12 protein-coding genes are annotated in these 14,638 nt (G+C 42.3%); 7 read left to right on the top strand and 5 right to left on the bottom strand.

What is annotated here, in order from left to right; genetic code table 11:
* The first annotated feature begins 92 nt into the window (after positions 1-92).
* Positions 93-707, top strand: a complete 615-nt coding sequence (locus tag AB8P51_RS01680) for a deoxynucleoside kinase (protein WP_369747034.1) — start codon at positions 93-95, stop codon at positions 705-707.
* A 68-nt stretch (positions 708-775) separates the two neighbouring features.
* On the opposite strand, the gene AB8P51_RS01675 is transcribed toward AB8P51_RS01680, so the two are convergent.
* The 3 genes from AB8P51_RS01675 to AB8P51_RS01665 all read right to left on the bottom strand — a co-directional run bounded on the left by AB8P51_RS01675 (position 776) and on the right by AB8P51_RS01665 (position 6,940).
* Positions 776-3,202, bottom strand: coding sequence for a sodium-translocating pyrophosphatase (locus AB8P51_RS01675; protein WP_369747033.1), 2,427 nt, complete (start codon positions 3,200-3,202; stop codon positions 776-778).
* 116 nt (positions 3,203-3,318) lie between these two features.
* Complete coding sequence (locus tag AB8P51_RS01670) at positions 3,319-5,811, bottom strand: DUF5686 family protein (protein WP_369747032.1); 2,493 nt, start codon at positions 5,809-5,811, stop codon at positions 3,319-3,321.
* Positions 5,812-5,962: 151 nt separating this feature from the next.
* Positions 5,963-6,940, bottom strand: a complete 978-nt coding sequence (locus tag AB8P51_RS01665; protein ID WP_369747031.1) for a pyruvate dehydrogenase complex E1 component subunit beta — start codon at positions 6,938-6,940, stop codon at positions 5,963-5,965.
* A 175-nt stretch (positions 6,941-7,115) separates the two neighbouring features.
* Here AB8P51_RS01665 and AB8P51_RS01660 point away from each other — a divergent pair, with 175 nt between their 5' ends.
* From AB8P51_RS01660 to AB8P51_RS01635, 6 genes are all read left to right on the top strand, one after another.
* A complete protein-coding gene (locus AB8P51_RS01660) occupies positions 7,116-7,862 on the top strand; it encodes an electron transfer flavoprotein beta subunit/FixA family protein (protein WP_369747030.1) in 747 nt (248 codons plus the stop codon).
* Between the two features lie 27 nt (positions 7,863-7,889).
* A complete protein-coding gene (locus AB8P51_RS01655; protein WP_369747029.1) occupies positions 7,890-8,858 on the top strand; it encodes an electron transfer flavoprotein subunit alpha/FixB family protein in 969 nt (322 codons plus the stop codon).
* Positions 8,859-8,947: 89 nt separating this feature from the next.
* The gene (locus AB8P51_RS01650) at positions 8,948-9,577 is read left to right on the top strand and encodes a bifunctional nuclease domain-containing protein (protein WP_369747028.1); all 630 of its coding nucleotides are present in this window, start codon (positions 8,948-8,950) and stop codon (positions 9,575-9,577) included.
* 18 nt (positions 9,578-9,595) lie between these two features.
* On the top strand, positions 9,596-11,071 hold the full coding sequence (locus AB8P51_RS01645) for a NupC/NupG family nucleoside CNT transporter (protein WP_369747027.1): 1,476 nt from the start codon (positions 9,596-9,598) through the stop codon (positions 11,069-11,071).
* 107 nt (positions 11,072-11,178) lie between these two features.
* Entirely contained in the window at positions 11,179-12,003 is an 825-nt protein-coding gene (locus AB8P51_RS01640; protein ID WP_369747026.1) for a thymidylate synthase, read from the top strand.
* A 64-nt stretch (positions 12,004-12,067) separates the two neighbouring features.
* Positions 12,068-12,925: an energy transducer TonB gene (locus tag AB8P51_RS01635; protein WP_369747025.1), complete on the top strand. Its 858-nt coding sequence runs from the start codon at positions 12,068-12,070 to the stop codon at positions 12,923-12,925.
* Positions 12,926-13,018: 93 nt separating this feature from the next.
* Here the strand turns inward: AB8P51_RS01635 and AB8P51_RS01630 are convergent, their stop codons facing one another.
* Entirely contained in the window at positions 13,019-13,315 is a 297-nt protein-coding gene (locus tag AB8P51_RS01630) for an isoamylase early set domain-containing protein (protein WP_369747024.1), read from the bottom strand.
* Between the two features lie 125 nt (positions 13,316-13,440).
* On the bottom strand, positions 13,441-14,556 hold the full coding sequence (locus tag AB8P51_RS01625) for an aminotransferase class V-fold PLP-dependent enzyme (RefSeq protein ID WP_369747023.1): 1,116 nt from the start codon (positions 14,554-14,556) through the stop codon (positions 13,441-13,443).
* Positions 14,557-14,638 lie beyond the last annotated feature (82 nt).

Here is a 14,638-nt window from a genome sequence, read left to right as displayed (position 1 = left end):
AGTATTTCATCCACTATTTTTTTCGATAGCCAAGATACTTTGTATATTGCTATCCTTTCAAAAATACATCAAAAGCCAAATAAAAGGATCCTATGCACATCGCCGTTGCCGGAAACATCGGGGCAGGAAAGACAACACTGACCGAATTACTTTCAAAACATTATAAGTGGGAAGCGCATTTTGAAGATGTGGTAGACAATCCCTATCTGGATGATTTCTATACTCAGATGGAACGATGGAGTTTTAACCTCCAGATCTATTTCCTGAACAGTCGTTACCGGCAGATCCTCAAAATCCGGGAGAGTGGGAAAAACGTTATTCAGGACAGGACCATTTACGAAGACGCACATATATTCGCCCCCAACCTTCACGCCATGGGCCTGATGACGAACAGGGATTTTACAAACTATACCAGTTTATTCGAACTTATGGAAAGTCTGGTGCAACCCCCGGACTTGCTTATCTACCTTCGCAGTTCTATCCCAAACCTTGTCAATCAGATCCACAAAAGAGGCAGGGATTACGAAAACACAATATCCATAGACTATTTAAGCAGGTTAAACGAACGCTACGAAGCCTGGGTCCATGGCTATGAAAAAGGTAATCTTCTGGTGATCGATGTCGATCAATTGGATTTTGTTGATGAACCGGAACACCTTGGAGAGGTCATCAATAAAATCGATGCAGAGATCCACGGTTTATTCTAAGCTAATTATAAAACACAAAAAAGGCCGCTTTTAAAAAGCGGCCTTTTTTTATCAGATAAAAGTAAAGTCTAGTTCTCCTCTACTTCTTTTTCAACGATCTTTTTGATCTTCACCTTGGCTCCATCTTCCTTCATATTCATGGCCTCAATTTGAGCTTCCACCTCTTCCATAGTCCCCGAAAATGTCTTTTCATCTACATTTTCTTCCCCATCTTTGGTAGTTGTGGTTATTACTTTAGCGGTAACTGTGCCATCTTCATTCTCTTCCATTTTTACTTGAACAAATTTTTCCTCAAGAACCTGAGCAAAACCTGTTTCAGATTTGTCTGAATTATATGCCGATATTGCATCTGAAGACAAAGCGATACTCGGCGCAATTACCAGGGCAACAACAGACATTAACTTTAAAAGGATGTTCAGCGAAGGTCCTGAAGTATCTTTAAACGGATCTCCAACAGTATCTCCAACAACTGCAGCCTTATGGGCATCAGAGCCTTTACGGCCATCAGCTTCTATCATCTTCTTGGCATTATCCCAGGCACCTCCGGCATTCGACTGGAAGATGGCCATTAAAACACCTGCAGAAGTTACACCTGCCAATAGTCCGCCCAACATTTCTGCTCCACCAATACCAAACAATTTACCTCCAAAACCAACTATAACCGGCACGGCAATGGCCAACAGACCTGGCAATACCATTTCCTTGATGGAGGCTTTGGTAGAAATATCAACACATTTATCATATTCTGCATATCCATCTGCAGCATCAAAAATAGCCCGGTCAGCTTCAGAAGCTTTAGACATATCCGAATCGTACTTACGCATCACCTCCAGGGCCGCTTTTAATTGAGGGATATCCCTGAACTGACGACGAACTTCCTCAATCATAGCCATCGCAGCACGTCCTACTGCATTCATAGACAAGGCAGAGAAAACAAAAGGCAACATAGCTCCTACTAATAAGCCGGCCATAATATCAGGTCTGGAAACATCAATAGTGTTTACGTTTGCTACCTTCATAAAGGCGGCAAATAAAGCTAATGCCGTTAATGCCGCAGAGGCAATCGCAAATCCTTTTCCAATAGCGGCTGTGGTATTTCCAACAGCATCTAATTTATCGGTACGTTCACGAACTTCTCCGGGTAATTCCGCCATTTCGGCAATACCCCCGGCATTGTCTGAAATTGGTCCGTAGGCATCAACTGCCAGCTGAATTCCAGTATTTGCAAGCATCCCCACGGCTGCGATAGCAATTCCGTATAATCCTGCAAAATGATGGGAAACCAAAATGGCTCCAGCAATCAGTAAAATCGGAACTGCTGTAGACATCATCCCAACTCCTAATCCGGAAATAATGTTGGTTGCAGCACCGGTTTCAGATTGCCGAACAATAGCACTTACCGGTTTTGTTCCGGTTCCTGTGTAGTATTCGGTGATCTTCCCTACTCCCAATCCGGCCACTAAACCAGCAATGGTTGCAAGAAATACACCCCAGGCTCCAAATGGCAGGCCTTCAACTGTATCAGGGATCATGGCGTTGATAATAAAATAAGATGCAATCACCATTAAACCGGCAGATCCAAACTCACCTATATTCAAAGCTGTTTGCGGATTACCTCCCTCTTTCACTTTTACAAAGAAGGTTCCTATGATAGACATAATAATTCCAACTGCTGCCAACACTAAAGGTAAATAGACAGCACCAAGACCATCTAAATCAGGAGTAAATATATATGCTCCCAATACCATTGTTCCGATGATTGAGCCCACATAGGATTCAAAAAGGTCGGCTCCCATCCCTGCAACATCCCCAACATTATCTCCTACGTTATCGGCAATAGTAGCAGGGTTCAATGGGTGATCTTCGGGAATTCCCGCTTCCACTTTTCCAACCAGGTCAGCACCAACATCTGCTGCTTTGGTATAAATTCCTCCTCCTACACGTGCAAAAAGGGCGATAGATGATGCCCCTAAAGAAAATCCGGATAATACATTTAATACTAATGAAACATTATCTGCGCCTGGCCAGATGTTCTGATAGATCATAAAGAGACCACTAAGGCCCAATACTCCTAAACCAACTACACCAAGTCCCATTACGGAACCTCCTGCAAACGCAACTTCCAAAGCTTTCCCCAGGGAAGTTCTAGCTGCCTGTGTTGTTCTTACATTGGCTTTAGTGGCAACACGCATCCCTATAAATCCTGCCAGGGCTGAACAAATGGCGCCTACACCGAAAGAGAGTGCCACCATTCCATTAGATCCAGCTTCGTTTTCACCCTTGAAATAGAGAAGTATAGCAACGGCAAAAACAAAGATTGACAGTATTTTGTATTCTGCCTTAAGAAAAGACATGGCGCCATCTGCAATGTTTTTTGCAATTCTTGCCATTTTCTCGTCTCCTACTTCCTGTTTGGAGACCCACATGTTTTTAATAAAGACAAACAGCAAGGCTAGTACACCAAATGCTGGTAATAGGGTTACGATTAGTTCCATATTGATTTGTTATTTATCTGTTAAAACGGCTGCAAAAGTAGTAAAACCGATCTGAATATAAAAGCAATAATTGACCTCAATACTTTATACGTAGAACAGCAAAGTGTCAACCTAAATCAGAAATTAAAGCCAAAGGTCCCTGTTACGCTAAAGGGCCTGGCATCAGGGCCTTCAAGGTAATTTCCCCTGAAGTTAAAATCGACCCGGAAAATCTTGAAGATGTTACTAATCCCAAAAGAGTATTCCCAATAGATCTTGTCTGAAGGCGCGACAAGGGGAATGTTGGTCGGACTATTAAGGGCTATGTTCTCATCTGAAAGTTGTCCCCAGGCACCACGAAGACCTACAATTTCCCTTAGATTCCAGTCGCGAATAATAGGTATGCGCGAAAAAAGCCGGCCGTTAAAATTCTGTTCCAGATGGAGGGCGATATAGGTATCTGTAACAAATTCATAAAAATCCAGGTTGGGAAAGGTATTGTACAAGGTAAATAATGTTTGATTCCCGGGGATTACGTTGAGCAGACTAAGAGGTACGGCCTCTGTAGTCTTTCCCATTTCCACGGTACTCAGGAGTCGGCCAAATCCACCAATTTGCCAGGGTTGAGTGTAGGAAAACTGATATTTGGCATAACTGAAATCGCTTTCGAGAAAGCCCTCTAACCCCCTGGTATAATTAAATAGCAGGGTTGCGTATTCATCGTTGACATTCCGCCGTTCCACTCCATAACCTATGGTCCGTTTCCCCGGCGTATAAATAAGGGTAGTTGTAAGATCAAATTGTTTTATCTCTGAAGATATCCCTGTGGGGGATTCCAGGTCAATATAATCCAGATTAAAGGCCTGAGGAAGGGCAGATCTCAGGGTTCGGAAGGAACCACCGAATCTCATTCTGAAATTCTTTAAGGGTTCGGCTTCTAGGTTGAGCGTGCTGAGATTTATACTGGTAAGGCGGTCATTATTCCCAACCGTCAGGACCGATGAGGAGGCTACACTCCTTCCCAAAACATCGTTCGTTGCTGTGAGACTTAAGCCCAACTGTTCAATATCGCGTCGGTTTCCACCGGAAATAATCAGTCTGCTTTTCTTATCTAACAGGAATTTGGCCGAAAAACCGTGTTTAAACTTTTTGTCCATAAAGCCATAAGCCATGTACCCTTCCAGCCGCCAGGGATCGTTCTGTCCAAAATAGGTACGCATCCCTCCCCGTAGACGTATACCCTCTGCATCGTTATATCCAAAAGTGCTGTAGATGCTTCCGATATCCATGTTCCATTTGTCGATCTCCACATATCCCGAACTGAGGATGCTAACCAGATTGTAATACGTCTTAAATTTCGGGACCGTTTTAAGAGTATCCAGCAAAGCGTAAATTCCACTTTCGTCTTTATTCAGGGATTCCAGCCTGTTATTGCTCCAGAAAACACTGTCGCGCTGAAAGACCTGTGGATCGAAGGGATCAGAAGCTGTTCTGTAAAATTCCTCGGGTTTTGCCTGGTCAAATTTATAATTGTCATAGACCGTGGTTCGCTTCCCGTAAACTCCTTTAGACGATTCCTTTTTATTCAGGGCAAAGTCGGATAACATATAATCCCTTTTCAGGAGAAAAACCGAATCACTTACCACTTCAAAATCCTGCTCTATGTAAATTTCCTTTACCCAATTTATATTGGCGCTTTTTGTTACTTCCAGGTTGATCTTCTTCAGGGCGTAGGTGGTGTCGTTCACCCAGAAATCGCCTTTGAAAGTGAGTTCATTCTTTCGCCTCGGATAGTAGATGATATGGTAGCACCATTTATTGTCGATATAGGCACTGTCTGAAAGGACGTAATTGTATACATCGATTCCGGTGCGTGACAGCGGACTGGTAAAACTCTTATCAAAAAACTTAAGGTAGTTGGCATAAACATCATAATCGGAATACAGGTCCTGAACAAAGGCGGTTATCGCCTGGTTGTTTGTAAATCCGGAATTTTTATTCCCCAGTACATCAACCCTTTCCTTCTGGATCTCGTTGTTCCCGTATACCTTTGAAAAAACCTCATTGAGGAAAATGGGCAAATAGGTCTTTCCGGTTATTCGTGAAGTGTCGAGGTCTGCAAAGACAAATTCGAGTCCCTTGAACACCCTGCTTTTGATCAGGGCACTGTCTATAGTATTGAGATCAAATTCTACCTTCTCATATTTGTCGTATTCGTATTGTTTGAATTTCCGAAGTCCATTGATCCTTTTCTTGGCCCATATCTTTCTGAGGATATCGATGGCCGGATTGTCCTTTTTAGACCGTTTTCCTACATAGACCACCACCTCATCGAGCTGTTCTCCTTCAGACAATACAATTCTCAGGTCGTAGTTTACGGTAGAGAGAAGTTCAATATCCCTGGTTTGATACCCGATAAATGATACTTGAATGGCATTGTAGTTTTGGTCTGATTCGAGATAGAATCTACCGTTGTCATTCGTAATCGTCCCTTCCGTTGAGTTTGGAAAAATGACATTGGCAAAGGCTACTGGATCTCCATTTTCATCTACAACAATACCACTTACCTTCGTTTGTGAAAAACAAAGGGTTGTGATAAAAAATAATAAGCTAATCAGGATTATCCTCATAGATAAAGCGCGTGATCCCTGGAACTATTTTTAATTCTATACTTAATTCCCTTCTTAAATGGGTTTTAAATCTTCCGGAAAAAATACGGATAAAAAAAACTTCGCCAGCACCGGAGTGACGAAGTTTTATTAAGTTTTAATAAGGTCACAATTATTTGTACATCACCTTTTTAACTGCATTGATAACATCCTGGTGATTGGGTAACCACTCTTCCAGTAATCCCGGCGAATACGGGGCTGGAGTATCTGCTGTATTGATCTTTACTATGGGTGCGTCCAGGTAGTCAAAAGCTTTGGACTGCACCTGGTAGGTGATCTCTGTTGCTACATTCCCAAAGGGCCACGCCTCTTCGAGAATCACCAGGCGATTGGTCTTTTTTACTGATTTCAGGATAGCTTCACTGTCCATTGGTTTTACTGTCCGGAGGTCGATAATCTCACATTGAATTCCTTCCTTTTCAAGTTCTTCGGCAGCTTTATAAGCTTCTTTGATAATCTTGCCAAATGAAACTATGGTGACGTCTTTTCCTTCTCTTTTAATTTCAGCAACACCCAGAGGAATAGTGAAATCACCTTCAGGCACTTCTCCTTTATCTCCATACATCTGCTCAGATTCCATAAAAATTACCGGGTCGTCATCACGAATAGATGCTTTGAGCAATCCTTTTGCATCTTTAGGATTTGATGGCACTACCACCTTAAGGCCGGGGCAGTTGGCATACCAACTTTCAAAGGCCTGTGAATGGGTAGCGGCCAGCTGACCCGCAGAGGCCGTAGGTCCTCTGAAGACGATAGGACAATTGAACTGCCCTCCAGACATTTGCCTGATTTTAGCTGCATTATTAATTATCTGATCAATTCCGACAAGGGCAAAATTGAAGGTCATAAATTCAATGATAGGGCGGTTACCTATCATGGCAGAACCGACACCTACACCAGAAAATCCTAATTCTGAAATAGGAGTATCAATAACCCGGTCAGGGCCAAATTCATCCAGCATCCCTTTTGATGCCTTATAGGCACCATTGTATTCAGCCACTTCCTCCCCCATCAGGTAAATCGACTCGTCCCTCCTCATTTCTTCAGACATGGCTTCTGCAATAGCTTCCCGAAATTGAATTGTCTTCATATGCTTGTATTTCTCATCCTGAATTGTGATCAAAATGCCAACAAAAATAGGAAAATATCCTTCAAAAAGACCTTACAAAAAAGGAAAATCAAATTAAATTTTTATTATGCATGCATAGTATTTTTGATTTTTATTGGTTATCTTTGAGGCCTTATTATTTCAAAAAATACCTCATATGAATATATTAGTTTGTATCAGTAATGTTCCCGATACGACCTCCAAGATCAATTTTACCCAGGACAATACTAAATTCGATACTACGGGTGTTCAATTTGTGATCAACCCCAATGACGAATTTGGACTTACCCGCGCTATGTGGTTTAAAGAAAAACAGGGGGCTACTGTGCATGTGGCCACTGTGGGAGGCCCCGGTGTAGAATCTACCATGAGAAAGGCCCTGGCGATTGGTGCCGATGAAGGAATTAGAATCAATGCCGAGCCTACCGACGGTTATTTTGTGGCTCAGCAACTCGCCGAAGTGATAAAAAACGGTGGGTATGACCTTATCATTGCCGGCAGGGAATCCATCGACTACAACGGCGGAATGGTCCCGGGAATTATCGCTGCCACTCTCGACATAAATTTTGTCAATACCTGCATCGGCTTAGAAGTCGACGGTGATAAAGTAAAAGCCATAAGGGAAATAGACGGGGGAAAGGAGACCCTGGAAACATCTTTACCCCTTATCATTGGCGGGCAGAAAGGCCTTGTAGAGGAAAGTGACCTGAGAATTCCAAATATGAGGGGTATTATGATGGCGCGGCAGAAAAAATTGAATGTTCTGGAGCCTGTCGACTCTGATCATGCCACTACTGATAAGTCGTTCGACAAGCCTGCTCCGAAAGGACCGGTTAAACTTGTTGACGCTGAAAATGTAGAAGAATTGATTGATTTGTTACACAACGAGGCTAAAGTAATTTAATAGTACTCCTTAAAAAATATAAAGAATATGTCCATATTAGTTTATACAGAAGCCGAGAGCGGAAAATTTAAGAAAAATGCCTTTGAAGCTGCCTCTTACGCCTATAAAGTGGCGGGGGAAATGGGAACAGAGGTAACAGCTATCAGTTTTAATGTCTCTGATAATTCAGCCCTTGGGAATTACGGAGTAAGCAAGGTTTTAAAAGTAGAGGATGAAAAATTAAAGACTTTTCATGCCAGAGCATACGCTAGTGCGATTGCCGAAGCGGTTAATAAAGTAGGAGCACAAGTGGTGATCCTCAGCTCCAGTACCGATTCTAAATATCTGGGAGGTTTGCTTGCCGGGATGCTTAAGGCCGGATATGTACCAAATGCAGTTGCCGCACCTGACAGCGTTCAACCTATGGTAGTTAAGAGAATGGCCTTTAGTAATAAAGGTTTTGCTCATACCGAAATCAATACAGATATTAAAATTATCGGTGTGTCTAACAATGCCTTTGGCATAATTGAAAATTCTAGCAGTCTACAAGAAGAATCCTTTAGTCCGGAAGCGGGTGAAAAGGACTTCGCAACCAGGTCAGTAGAAGTAGATAAAGTGGTTGGGGAAGTGACTATTGCCGATGCCGACATTGTGGTATCTGCAGGTCGTGGCCTCAAAGGACCTGAAAACTGGGGTATGATAGAAGAATTGGCTGAAGTACTCGGAGCCGCAACAGCATGCTCAAAACCAGTTAGCGATATGGGATGGAGATCGCATGGGGAACACGTTGGGCAGACTGGGAAACCCGTAGCCAGCAATCTTTATATTGCGATTGGTATTTCAGGTGCAATTCAACACCTTGCCGGGGTAAGTGCCTCCAAAGTCAAAGTAGTGATCAACACCGATCCGGAAGCTCCCTTCTTTAAAGCGGCAGATTACGGAATCGTAGGGGATGCCTTTGAAGTTGTCCCGAAACTCATCGAAAAATTAAAGGAATTTAAGGCCCAGAACGCCTAATTTTTGTTAATTTGTGCCTTTGAAGGGCTGTTTAAATACCAGGGACAATCCTTATTATTTATACAGCCCTTTATGGTATTTGAGTGATTATGAGTCTAGTTAGATTAAAAATTAAAGGAATATCTTACAGTCAAACACAAAATGGGGCATATGCCCTTATTTTAAATGAGGTTGACGGAGATCGAAAACTTCCCATTGTGATTGGAGCTTTTGAGGCACAATCCATTGCCATTGCTCTTGAAAAAGAGATCAAACCCCCAAGGCCTCTCACTCATGACCTTTTTAAAAATTTTGCCGACAGGTTTGATATCATTGTCAAACAAGTGATCATTCACAAGCTTGTTGATGGCGTTTTTTATTCAAGTATCATCTGCGAGCGGGAGAAGGTGGAAGAAATAATCGATGCGCGTACTTCCGATGCCATCGCCCTTGCTCTTCGGTTTAACGCTCCCATTTTTACATATAAAACTATTCTTGACAAAGCGGGTATTTTCCTCAAATTCTCTTCCAAGGAAAAGGATAAGGACGAAGTAGATGACAGTATAGTAGTAGATGAGATTTTGCAGGAAGGTGAAACCGTGGAGATTGATCCGGGTTCAACTGCCCCATATAAGGAATTGAGCATGGATGAACTTCACAAGGAGCTCGACAAAGCGGTTGCCAATGAAGACTATGAAAAGGCGGCCAGACTACGGGACGAAATTTCCAAACGCAAATGATTTACTAGACCCCTCCGTATGAAGCCAGGAATTTGGATCCTTTCCCTTTTTATGTTGCTGTTTTTCCATGGCTTTGGTCAAGAGATTCCCACAAAAGACAGCGTGGAATTGGACAGTACCGCTGAAGTTTCTGTTTGGCCCGTACAGCAAGTCACCCCGGAAATAGTGAGTCCGATCATTGCCAATCAGGGCTTTTCCCTCGATAGTCTATGGCGTGGGGCTCTGGGGATGCTGGCTCTGCTCCTGATCGCATATCTGTTCTCTTCTAACCGAAGGGCGATAAACTGGAAAACAACAGCCATAGGCCTTGGGATACAATTGTCCCTTGCTATAGGAATTCTTAAAGTCCCTGCAATTCAATGGTTCTTTAATAAACTGGGGCAATTCTTCAATGAGATTCTGAAATATACAATGGCAGGCAGTGAGTTTATATTCGGTGGCCTTCTCAATCTCGACAATCCCAACATAGGCTATATTTTTGCCTTTCAGATCCTGCCGACAATCATTTTCTTTTCTGCCCTGACGTCAGTTCTTTATTATCTCGGCATCATCCAAAAGATTGTAAAAGGCCTCGCCTGGTTGCTTTCCCGATTTCTGGGTATCTCGGGAGCTGAAAGTCTGAGCGTCTCAGGAAATATCTTTTTAGGTCAGACAGAAGCCCCCTTATTGATCAAGGCTTATCTGGAGAAGATGAATAAATCTGAAATCCTTTTGGTGATGATCGGTGGAATGGCTACCGTTGCAGGGGGTGTACTTGCAGCCTATATCGGTTTCCTGGGAGGAAATGACGAACAGCTTCGACTCGAATTTGCCCGGCACCTTATCGCCGCATCCGTTATGGCTGCCCCGGGGGCTATTGTGATCTCAAAAATCCTCTATCCCCAAACGGAGAATGTAAACAGAGAAATCCAGGTCTCCACGGAAAAAATTGGTGCAAATATCCTCGATGCCATTGCAAACGGAACAACAGAAGGCCTGAAACTGGCAGTTAATGTTGGGGCCATGTTATTAGTCTTTGTTGCCTTTATTGCCATGATTAATGGCATTCTGGGCTGGGCAGGCGATCTTACTGCCATCAACAGCTGGATTAGTGAAAATTCGGTTTATGACCAGCTTTCTCTGGAAGCAATTCTCGGTGTAATTTTTGCGCCCTTGATGTGGTTGATAGGGGTTAATTCACAGGACGTATTACTCATGGGACAATTGTTGGGAGTAAAACTGGCCGCAAGTGAATTTGTTGGGTATATACAGCTGGCCGAACTCAAGGACTTCAGCAGTGGCACCCATTTCTCCTTTAACAAGTCGATCATCATGGCGACATATATGCTATGCGGGTTTGCCAACTTTGCTTCTATCGGTATTCAGATCGGTGGGATTGGCTCCCTGGCGCCGGGACAGCGTAAGACGCTCTCTGAATTTGGGATGAAGGCCGTTTTAGGGGGAACCCTGGCATCACTTCTCTCCGCCACATTTGCCGGAATGATCCTCGGGTAGTGTCGGCCCTGCTTTCGTTGATAAGTTTTAAAAAGAAGCATGCTCCACTGATTTATTCTAAGGCAGGGATTTTCTAATTTTACGACAATATCATATTTGACATATTTATGAAACAATATCACGACCTGCTAAAACACGTCCTGGAGAAAGGAAATAAAAAAAGTGACCGTACGGGGACAGGGACCATTTCTGTTTTTGGCTACCAGATGCGATTCGACCTCAGTGAGGGATTCCCTATGGTCACCACAAAAAAACTGCACTTAAAATCCATTGTTCACGAGTTGCTTTGGTTCCTGAAAGGGGATACCAATGTGAAATACCTCCAGGAGAACGGCGTTCGGATATGGAATGAATGGGCGGATGAAAATGGAGATCTGGGTCCCGTCTACGGATATCAATGGCGGAACTGGAACGGAGATGGAATCGATCAGATCCAGGACCTTATCGACAAGCTAAAAAACACTCCTGACAGCCGCAGGATGATGGTCGCTGCCTGGAACCCCAGTGTTATGCCAGATTCCTCAAAGTCCTTTGCTGAGAATGTAGCAGAAGGCAAGGCGGCTCTTCCGCCCTGTCACGCCTTTTTTCAGTTCTATGTGGCCGATGGAAAACTTTCCTGTCAACTCTACCAACGAAGCGCAGATATTTTCCTGGGAGTACCTTTTAATATTGCCTCCTATGCATTGTTCACATTGATGGTTGCCCAGGTCTGCGGTTACAAACCAGGAGAATTCATCCACACCTTTGGGGATGCCCATATCTACAACAATCATATGGAGCAGATCGAATTACAACTGAGCAGGGACCCCAGGCCACTTCCTAAAATGGTCCTGAATCCGGAGGTAAAAGATATTTTCGATTTTAAATTTGAGGACTTTACCCTTCTCGATTATGACCCCCATCCACACATCAAAGGGATGGTAGCTGTTTAATACAATAAAAAGGAAATTTAAACCTATCATAAAGCACATAGCTATCTAAGTATTAAATTAGTGCATGATCCAGGTAATTCGGTTTATTCTCTTTCTCTGCATTTTCCCTTCTTTCTATGGTCAGGAGGCTAATACTTATAATTTTAAAGAGGTGTCTTCTGCACCGTATTTTGAGGAACTGCCTTGTGCCACTAAAGGGACTGAAGAATGCTTCAATAATCAGATAAAAGCACATACCGTTGCAAATTTTGACTACCCAAAAAGTGCTCTGGAAAATCAACTTACGGGGATTGTGTATGTTCAATTTGTTGTTGACTCAACAGGTGTAATTAGCAATATCCGAACACGATCATTGGAAAAGGTTTTTGAGAATGAAGGTCTGCGAATTGTTGAAGCGATCCCCAAACTTCAACCTGCTATATTAGACGGCAATCCGGTGGCGATGATCTATTCGTACCCAATAGAATTCAATCTTATACTAAATGATGAAATAGCTCAAAAACCAACTACCCTATTGGTAGATGCCGATGCAGCAGTCGGTTCAACAGATATAGTTTCTTATAATGCCGCTCCGGTACCACCTTTGTTTCAAGGATGTGAAAGGGAAAAAGATTGGTCTGCCTGTTTTAATGCTAAAATGGAAGAAAATTTTATAAAACAAATAACCACTTCTATTCGTCCTTATGGGAATATACATATAAAGGCTAAGGTCTATTTTGAAATAAATAAAAAAGGGGAAATCGTCAACCCTATTGTAGTTTCAGAAAACAAAAAAGTGATTGAAATACTTACCAAATATTTATACAGTGGGGACATTGCTATTTCAGCAGCAAAAAATGCTCAAGGTAGCGCAATCGATTCCTATTTCAATTATGACCTTTCATTAGCAGGAATTAGAAGGTCGGTAAAAACTCGAAATTAAAAAAGATTATAATCTGATTAATCAAAATCAGAAGACAAAAAAATCCGGAGCCTTTTACAGACTCCGGATTCTAATTTTTTCTAACCTTCTGGATTAAAGCTCTATTACGGCGTTCTCAGCACCGGCGAAGTCGTTCCACTGATAACGATCAGCTTCTGCTTCGTTTACATAAGCCCCATCAACGAGGTAACGGAATTCATAAGAGTTCTCTTTTGGAAGATCAAAAGTCCCTTTGAAGTTTCCGTTTTTAAGTTTTTTCAACATGCTCCCTTTTGGGTTCCAGTTGTTAAAGTCGCCAACTACGGCTACTTTTTTTGCATCTTCTGCAGGTACAGTAAAAGTTACTTTAACTACAGGTTTAGTTTTTAAGTATTGTTTAGAAATTGCCATCTTACTAGGTTTTAAAATTCGAGGCAAAATTAATGTATTAAATATCTCATTTACAACGTTTAACACATTATTATCAAATTCATAATTATTCAGTAAAAAATATCGACATTAGTAATTTTACCCCCTTAATTTTTATAAGAACCTAAGGAGGATGGGGCTGATTTCAGGATATCCACAATGGTGTTTAAATCAGATTCTGAGTTGTATAGATGAAAACTAAGTCGGATTCCTCCACCACGCTGAGAACAACATACATTATTATCGCTTAAATAAGAAAACAGCTTATCTCCTCCCCTGATGTTCAGGATGGCACCATGATTCTTCCGCTTTGCCACCGTTTCCTCCAGCATGTCGAGCCCGAGCAATGATTCTCTGGCCTTTTCTATCAAAGCTTTGTTGTGCTTTTCAATGTTCTTGATATCCCATTCCATGAGTTTTTTAATCGAAAAATCGAGACTTCCGAAACACGTGCTGTCCAGATGGCCCGGTTCTAATCGTTTGGCGAGTCGAATATCTTTCTTTGCCTCCATATTCCCATTCACTGAATTAAAGCCGGTCGATTTTAGAGAAAGACGTTCCGAGGCCCGTTCGGAAAATAGCATATACCCGTTCCCCGTTCCCGCCAACAGCCATTTATAACCACTACCGCCCATGATGTCGAGCCCTGAATTATCGAAGTTAAAATCAAAGGCTCCGCAATACTGAGTTCCATCAGCTATCATCAACAGATCGGGATACTGTTCCCTTATGTACCTGATAAAATCACCGGAAATCATTAGTCCATTCTCCCATTGTACAAGGCTAAAAGCAAAAACGTCAATTTTTCCACTTTGCAGTTTCTCCTCAATATGGCTTTCTACCTTATCATCGATTTTTGCATAGGTCAAGTTAAAGTCCCTGCTCTCAAAAGGCCAGTTTACAGAAGGGTAATCACTCTGTAACAAGAGGACATTATTTTCTTTTGGCAAGCCTTCAAGTACTGTATTTAATGCCAGAGAAAAATTAGGGCTAAGTGCAATTCTGTTGCGATCACATCCAAGGAATTTTCCAAGTGTATCCCTGATGCCGGAGATCATATGAAAACTATCCATTTTCATCTCACTACCTCCGATTAAAAAGTCGAGATCGTGTTCCTGTCTCCATTCCTGGAGTTCTTCAGACATCAACCCTATAGCGGCAGTATTCACATAAAGAGATTGTTTTACAAGCGGGAATGATTTCCGGATTTTATTTATGTCCATTACTTCATATTTTTTTATGCATATACTGAGGATATACAGTGGATTCCCTGTCTACAAAATATTTGATTATTTTGCCTTCGAT

The organism is Muriicola sp. SD30 (genome assembly GCF_041205185.1).
Taxonomy (GTDB): domain Bacteria; phylum Bacteroidota; class Bacteroidia; order Flavobacteriales; family Flavobacteriaceae; genus Muriicola.
The sequence above is the reverse complement of the archived record's forward strand: the minus strand, read 5'-3'. Positions and strand labels throughout refer to the sequence as shown.

Excerpts from the sequence above, each read along its gene's own strand:
- AB8P51_RS01680 (WP_369747034.1), top strand. The coding sequence starts at position 93 with ATGCACATCGCCGTTGCCGGAAACATCGGGGCAGGAAAGACAACACTG.
- AB8P51_RS01645 (WP_369747027.1), top strand. The coding sequence starts at position 9,596 with ATGAAGCCAGGAATTTGGATCCTTTCCCTTTTTATGTTGCTGTTTTTC.
- AB8P51_RS01665 (WP_369747031.1), bottom strand. The coding sequence starts at position 6,940 with ATGAAGACAATTCAATTTCGGGAAGCTATTGCAGAAGCCATGTCTGAA.
- AB8P51_RS01675 (WP_369747033.1), bottom strand. The coding sequence starts at position 3,202 with ATGGAACTAATCGTAACCCTATTACCAGCATTTGGTGTACTAGCCTTG.
- AB8P51_RS01660 (WP_369747030.1), top strand. The coding sequence starts at position 7,116 with ATGAATATATTAGTTTGTATCAGTAATGTTCCCGATACGACCTCCAAG.
- AB8P51_RS01670 (WP_369747032.1), bottom strand. The coding sequence starts at position 5,811 with ATGAGGATAATCCTGATTAGCTTATTATTTTTTATCACAACCCTTTGT.
- AB8P51_RS01655 (WP_369747029.1), top strand. The coding sequence starts at position 7,890 with ATGTCCATATTAGTTTATACAGAAGCCGAGAGCGGAAAATTTAAGAAA.
- AB8P51_RS01635 (WP_369747025.1), top strand. The coding sequence starts at position 12,068 with ATGATCCAGGTAATTCGGTTTATTCTCTTTCTCTGCATTTTCCCTTCT.
- AB8P51_RS01650 (WP_369747028.1), top strand. The coding sequence starts at position 8,948 with ATGAGTCTAGTTAGATTAAAAATTAAAGGAATATCTTACAGTCAAACA.
- AB8P51_RS01630 (WP_369747024.1), bottom strand. The coding sequence starts at position 13,315 with ATGGCAATTTCTAAACAATACTTAAAAACTAAACCTGTAGTTAAAGTA.
- AB8P51_RS01625 (WP_369747023.1), bottom strand. The coding sequence starts at position 14,556 with ATGGACATAAATAAAATCCGGAAATCATTCCCGCTTGTAAAACAATCT.
- AB8P51_RS01640 (WP_369747026.1), top strand. The coding sequence starts at position 11,179 with ATGAAACAATATCACGACCTGCTAAAACACGTCCTGGAGAAAGGAAAT.